General features: G+C 40.1%; 8 protein-coding genes. 3 read left to right on the top strand and 5 right to left on the bottom strand.

The genetic code is table 11. The features are described from left to right. The coding region (locus OCT63_RS21085; protein ID WP_269984557.1) for a hypothetical protein at positions 1 to 495 on the top strand (495 nt) is incomplete at its 5' end. 127 nt (positions 496 to 622) lie between these two features. On the opposite strand, the gene OCT63_RS21080 is transcribed toward OCT63_RS21085, so the two are convergent. From OCT63_RS21080 to OCT63_RS21065, 4 genes are all read right to left on the bottom strand, one after another. Beyond that, positions 623 to 1,324 carry a hypothetical protein gene (locus OCT63_RS21080; RefSeq protein ID WP_269984556.1) on the bottom strand — a complete coding sequence of 234 codons (702 nt, stop codon included), beginning with the start codon at positions 1,322 to 1,324 and terminating at the stop codon, positions 623 to 625. Further along, entirely contained in the window at positions 1,325 to 1,768 is a 444-nt protein-coding gene (locus OCT63_RS21075; RefSeq protein ID WP_086458931.1) for a hypothetical protein, read from the bottom strand. A 2-nt stretch (positions 1,769 to 1,770) separates the two neighbouring features. Beyond that, the gene (locus OCT63_RS21070; RefSeq protein ID WP_086458932.1) at positions 1,771 to 2,652 is read right to left on the bottom strand and encodes a ParA family protein; all 882 of its coding nucleotides are present in this window, start codon (positions 2,650 to 2,652) and stop codon (positions 1,771 to 1,773) included. Positions 2,653 to 3,977: 1,325 nt separating this feature from the next. Beyond that, entirely contained in the window at positions 3,978 to 4,154 is a 177-nt protein-coding gene (locus OCT63_RS21065) for a DUF6435 family protein (protein WP_143699689.1), read from the bottom strand. Positions 4,155 to 4,448: 294 nt separating this feature from the next. Between OCT63_RS21065 and OCT63_RS21060 the strand changes: the two genes are divergently transcribed. Together OCT63_RS21060 and OCT63_RS21055 are read left to right on the top strand one after the other, a co-directional pair. Next, the gene (locus OCT63_RS21060) at positions 4,449 to 4,859 is read left to right on the top strand and encodes a GNAT family N-acetyltransferase (protein ID WP_161675365.1); all 411 of its coding nucleotides are present in this window, start codon (positions 4,449 to 4,451) and stop codon (positions 4,857 to 4,859) included. 104 nt (positions 4,860 to 4,963) lie between these two features. Beyond that, the gene (locus OCT63_RS21055; RefSeq protein WP_269984555.1) at positions 4,964 to 5,809 is read left to right on the top strand and encodes a S1 family peptidase; all 846 of its coding nucleotides are present in this window, start codon (positions 4,964 to 4,966) and stop codon (positions 5,807 to 5,809) included. A 314-nt stretch (positions 5,810 to 6,123) separates the two neighbouring features. On the opposite strand, the gene OCT63_RS21050 is transcribed toward OCT63_RS21055, so the two are convergent. Beyond that, positions 6,124 to 6,303 carry a hypothetical protein gene (locus OCT63_RS21050; RefSeq protein ID WP_269984554.1) on the bottom strand — a complete coding sequence of 60 codons (180 nt, stop codon included), beginning with the start codon at positions 6,301 to 6,303 and terminating at the stop codon, positions 6,124 to 6,126. Between the last annotated feature and the right edge of the window lie 72 nt (positions 6,304 to 6,375).

The raw sequence follows: 6,375 nt of genomic DNA, 5'->3' as shown, positions 1-6,375 counted from the left end.
TGTTTTGAAAGGGGAGTTGTAGTGGATCTATCATGGATCAATGTTGTAGATACGGCAGTTAAAATAGGGTTAGGTGCACTTATTTCAGCAGTTTCTGGAATTTTCGTGATGCTTAAAAAGAATGACTTCGACAATGAAAACGCTGTTCGAGAGCAGTTTTACGAACTGCGAAATGAAAAAAAGGTCAAATATTCAGAGTTCTTAAGTCAGTCTCAAGAGTTAATACAAGCGACTTTATATACTTTTTATCTGCCGAATTCAGATGAGTATTTTCGCTACTTAAGAGCTTTTAACGATGTGCAAATTATATCGGAAGAGCGTTTTAGGTTGGCTGCATATCAGGTTTTTGATGAAGTCGGGAAGTTTGCATTATTAAACAAGCAAGGTTTATCTCCAGATTTATCTATGAGGATGGTTAATTCAGCCAGAGAAAAAATATCAATTCTGCAAGCAATAGCAAAAACAGAAGTTACATCTCGCTACACAAAAACATAACAAAGCATTTAAGAGTGATTCGCAACGCTTGGCAGTTTCGCTTCGCTCAAGTATAGCCAAGCGTCGCTCACACCTTAATGCGGCGTTATATGCCCGCACTAAACTACAGAGCAGGCATCTCAAAGAGCTAAACAATTTGCTTGTTTAATAGCTTCATTTGATTTTCTGTTATCAGACTAAGGAAGATTCTGCGAGAGTTGGTTGGTACAGTTAACCATTCTTCATATGAAAGGGTACATAGCAACAGCAAGTTAATAACTTTAATTGTTTGAATGAACAGGTTCGCTGTTTCCTCAGCTATTACTGGATCAAAGCTTTTCTCACCTAGCACAGCCCTTTGGTGCCAAATACCGGGTTGGGAGCTGTGTACAATGTTAGATACATCAGAATACATATTATCCAAGATGTTATCTAACCCAGTTTTAGTATAAATTGAACTGAAGTTAGCTGTATGCTTTTCATGATAAGTTAAGATTTTCGAGCGACTTAGGTGAAATTTATCTCTTAGTACGGACTTCAACTCTATAGAGTGATCCTTAAAGTAACTAAAATACAAAATGCTCTCGAAAACAGTTCTCATTGAGGCTGCAGAATTTTTGTATAAGTGTAGGCTATAGACACTTATGAAGTCTTGCGCTGAAACTTGAGCCTCACGAACAAATGGTAAAGCAGGGTTCCCATTATATATGGTTTCTAAAGATTTAGACCAGTGAGCAAGGATTTGTAGCTGAGATTCAATAGAAACCAGATGGTTTTTTTCTTGAGAAAAAAACTCATCTTTTCTTGAGTTCCAGTCTATATTTTTTAGTACATCTACCAATTTACTCAACTACTTATCCTCGATCATTCTTATGAACTCATCATCATTAAACGATTTCATGAAGTGATTAAAGTCACTTCTTGAGAATGTATCAATAAAGTATTCAAGCGCTTCTCTAATTGTCGGTCGCATATTGTCGATAAAGTCGCCAAGCCGAGGATGAAACATGGACATTGCGATGAATAGTTTATCTTTGTTAACCCCTTTCTTTTTAAGCCAACGATATGCTTCCATTGCTTCATTTTGAACTTCGCTAGAGTAGTGACTTAATTTGTTATTGTCTAACGAGTCCTGCTCTAACATATTTAGAATACTTAAAGCTGTATTGTTTAATGCAGCGCCGTTATCTAGTATATCGTGACACAAATCGATCAACTCTTTTTCTGTAAGGCTAGAGCTCAACAAGGAGCTAGAAAGCTCACGAGTCAAACGGATTTGTTTACTCCTTCTCATGCTTATCCCTCAATTCTCTCAATTAGTTCTAATAATATAGCTCGGACTTCTATTTTGATGCTTCTGCTGTTTGGTTTTTTAGATATGTGCAAGAACCCCGTTCCATTGACAACATCTGAGTATAGTTTCGAGTTGCTCATTTTTGATTTAAACAAGTTTTTCTTGTACCTGTCCGTCATATTCAGTTTAACCACAAATGAACTATCGGCAGCTGAAGAGCTTATGTTATTTAGTAATATGTGAAGTTTAGGGCTTTGTTCACCAAAAAAGAGGTGCTTAATAAACTCTTTCATCAGAGATATACCTCTCTCTGCATAAGGGTTGGGGGTCACTGGTGCTAATATATGTTCTGAACAAACGATTGCCGTTTTGGTAAACAGCGACCCTGATGGATGACAGTCTATCAATATCAAATCGTATTGGTTTTTAGCTTGCTCAATCATATGCCGAAAGCGCGTGGACATAATATCAATGGCGATATTTGATGAGCTAATGGCTAAAGGCATCAAATCCAAGGTCGACGGTATTATATCCAGAATCCACCCCTTGTTGTTCAAAACATTGGTAGTTAATGATTTGATATCTGGTGGGGTTGTTGACATTGGAGCTTGCAGCTGGCAAATATCTAACTCTGAGTCGGTGTCTTGAAGTACCGACAAAATCGTCTTTCCTTCCTCTAACGCGCTTTTGTAGGTTGCAGGAGTTAACAAACTTTGAGATAGGTTAAACTGTGGATCGTAGTCAATTACTAACACGCGCTTGTACTTTGTACTGACTTTTCCGCCAACGAGCATTGTACTCAATTGAATAGAAGAGGTTGTTTTACCAACACCACCCTTCATATTCATAATAGTTACTACCTTACCTTTCTTTTGACTAGCCACTATAGATTACCCTGAAACAACAACGACTTGTAATTATCAACTAAATCATGATTAAAGTCAGCTACTTTACTAATCTTACTACTAGTGAAACTCTTGGTTCCACTTCTTTACAGTCACAACGCCACCACGACCCATCTAGACATATAACAAAGCGTTTAAGACGGATTCACAACGCTTGGCATTTTAGGTTTGATTCAACTTTAGTGTTTACGGCACAATAGTTTAGGTCATGTGGTAGCGTTGCTCACCACTTAACGCGGCGTTAGTTTGCAAGGAGCAGAAAAGCGTTTGTGGTCTAAAAGCCTTGTTCTACGTTCTAGCTACTCACCTGTTCGTTTTCCAATCTCACGAACTTTCCGGTGGCACTGTATTGGAAGCGTTTGCGGCGAGTGAGTCACTTACTGGTTCTAACATTATTGCTAGTTCTTTGGTGCGTTTTCTTTGTCTTGGCGGCTCATTCGCTAACAAATAGCTTAGTCACATTTGGTCGTCAGGTTGGTCGAACGAATCCTTTGCCAGTTAAAGTGCTTCAAACCGTGGTCATTTGTCGTATGTCGCTTCTTAGTCAAGTGCGTTTTGTTGGTTGTATTTAAATTTTGAGCTGTAGGTTTTACTTTTGTGTTTAAAGCCAGTAGCTTCATAACTAATTCAACAACTTGGCGCTAAACCTCTGGTTTCATCGCGGTGGCAAACTAACAAAGCGCTTAAGACAGACTCGCAACGCGCGGCATTTTTACTATGCGTTGATTCATGTGTTTAAGGTGTTATGCGGTGACTTCGTATTGCGTTGCTCACTACTTAGCTTAGCGTTAGTTTGCAAAGGGCAGAAAAGCGTTTGTAGTCTAAAATCCTTGTTCTGCGTTCTAGCTATTCACCTGTTATTTCCCAAAGACTTTTCATCGAAATAGGCATCTCGCGTAGCCCGTTTTTCGGTTAATTGGCTTCTGTGTTACTCATTTCTTTCGTGTTAGTAAGGTTCATTTCTCAATGTTCTTGCGCGCTGCTTCTTTGGTTTTGAAAGTTAAGCAGGAACATTGAAAGATGGTATTTGTGGCTGTCGGCATCGACGAAAGTCTTCTTAGCCAAGTCGTTTTGTTGGTTGAGTTTTAATTCTGAGCTGCCCGTTTTACTTTTGTGTTCAAAGCCAGTAGTTTCATAGCTAATTCAGCATCTTGGCGCTAAGCCTTTGGCTTCATCGTGGTGGCAAACTAACAAAGCGCTTAAGGCAGATTCGCAACGCGTGGCATTTTTAGTATGCGTTGATTTATGTGTTTAAGGTGTTATGCGGTGACTTCGTATTACGTTGCTCACTACTTAGCTTAGCGTTAGGTTTTGGAAGGGTTAATATCCTTTATCTGCTTAAAAATCTCTTCTGCCTCGGCGGTCAATTGAGAGTAAGTCCTAATGTCGCCTTTCCTCTGGGCGAGCATAGCTTGCTCAAGTAGCATTGAGTGTCGTTTCTTGAGTTTTTTGGCTGGATTGCTCTTAAAAAGAGAAAACATAAATGACTCCGCTAATGTTTAGTGTATTTTTGTTTACGTAGATTTGTAGAAAAGAGTTCATACAGAGACCACGAAGCTACAAACCTAACAAAGCGTTTAAGGCAGATTCCCAACGCTCGGCATTTTCGGTTTGCTTTGAATTTAGTGTTTACGGCACAATGGTTTAGGTTTGGTGGTTTGCGTTGCTCACTACTTAACGCGGCGTTATGCGTACTAATCAAAAATACACTTCACATGTTTATTTATACAGTTGTTGTGTGTATGCTCCGAATGTAGTGAAAGGAGATGTACATAATGACAATAAAATACGAAGCAAAAGTTCCTAGCCCTTCAGAATTTTGCGAAATGAGAGTGAAGGCAGGTCTGTCGCCAAAGTCGTTAAAGGCAGCCACTATCGCTTTGCCAAATAGCTTGTACGCTATCTCGGTTCGAGATGGTGATGTGCTAATTGCGATGGGGCGGGTAGTTGGAGACGGTGCATGTAACTTTGAAGTCGTGGATGTTGCAGTTGATCCGGACTATCAAGGCCAAGGGTTAGGCCGGAAGGTTATGGAGCATATAGATAACTATTTGTCTTCGGTTGCTCTCGAAGGCTCTTATGTTTCCATGATCGCTGATGAGCCAGTATTTTACGAAAAATTAGGGTACAAGCTTGTTTCTCCATCCAGTCAAGGAATGACGAAGAAATTTAAGCCGCACGCATAACAAAGCATTTAAGAGTGATTCGCAACGTTTGGCAGTTTCGCTTCGCTCAAGTATAGCCAAGCGCTGCTCACACCTTAATGCGGCGTTATGCATAAGGAGAAAAAATGAGTCTTGGGATGATGGTACAACTGACACATAGTACTGTCAGAATTGAAACGACGCTACGAAGCGGTGGTATTTCAACAGGTACTGGGTTTTATATGAACCTATTGCAAGAAGGTGAAAGTTGCGTACCCGTAATCATTACGAACAAGCACGTGATTGCTGATTCTTTGTTAGGGCGTTTTCACGTTACTTTTGCAAACGCTGAAGGGCTCCCTGACACAGGTAACCATCAGCAGTTTCAATTTGATAATTTCGAACAAAGATGTATAAAACACCCTAATCCAGATGTTGATTTGGCTGCTTTTTTAATCGGTCCGCTAGTGAATCAAATCCAGCAATCTGGAAATCGGTTGTTTTACGTCCCTCTACAGACAGACTTGATTCCTAGTGACGAAGATCGTGCTACTTATTCATCGATGGAAGACATTGTTATGATCGGCTACCCAAATGGTATTTGGGATGCTACCAATAATTTGCCTGTAATTCGTAAAGGTATAACAGCTACACATCCTCATGTAGCATGGAATGGGAAAAATGAATTCCTGACGGATGTTGCTAGTTTCCCTGGTTCCAGTGGTTCACCTGTGTTTTTAGCTAACATTGGCGGGTACATAGATAACCGAGGAAACACTTATATGGGCAGTCATAGAATCAAACTGTTAGGTATTCATTATGCTGGAGCGATGCATACGGCATCGGGGCAAATAGAAATAGTTACAGCTCCGACATCAAATGTGCCTATACCGATTACACAAATACCAAACAACATCGGTGTTGCTATAAATTCGATAGAAATTCTTGGGTTGGAAAATGAGATTCGGGGAGTGCTTCCGGCAAATGCATAACAAACAATTTAAGAGTGATTCAGCACGCTTGGCAATTTTGGTTTGAGTTAAGTTAAGTGTTTACGATGGTCAAATTGAGTATGGTGGTCGCGTGCTTCACACCTTAATTGGGCGTTAGTTTGCAAAGGGCAGAAAGGCATTTATGGTCTGAAAGCTTTGTTCTACGTTCTAGCTATTCACCTGTCCGTTTTCCAATCTTATGAACTTTCCGGTGGCACTATGTTGGAAGTGTTTGCGGTGAGTGAGTCACTTACTGGTTCTAACATTGTTGCTAGTTCTTTGGTGCGTCTTCTTTGTCTTGGTGACTAATTTCGCTAACAAATGGCTTGGTCACACTTGGTTGTCAGGTTAATTGAATGAATCCTTTGCCAGTTAAAGCGCTTCAAACCGTGGTTGTTTGTCGTATGTCGCTTCTTAGCCAAGTACGTTTTGTCGGTTGCATTTAAATTCTTAGCTGCTCGTTTTACTTTTGTGTTCAAAGCCAGTAGTTTCATAACTAATTCAGCACCTTGGCGCTAAACAGCTGGCTTCATCGTGGTGGCAAACTAACAAAGCGCTTAAGACGG

This window comes from Vibrio sp. RW (assembly GCF_027587105.1).
Lineage (GTDB): Bacteria > Pseudomonadota > Gammaproteobacteria > Enterobacterales > Vibrionaceae > Vibrio > Vibrio toranzoniae.
This window is presented reverse-complemented; position numbering and strand designations above follow the sequence as displayed.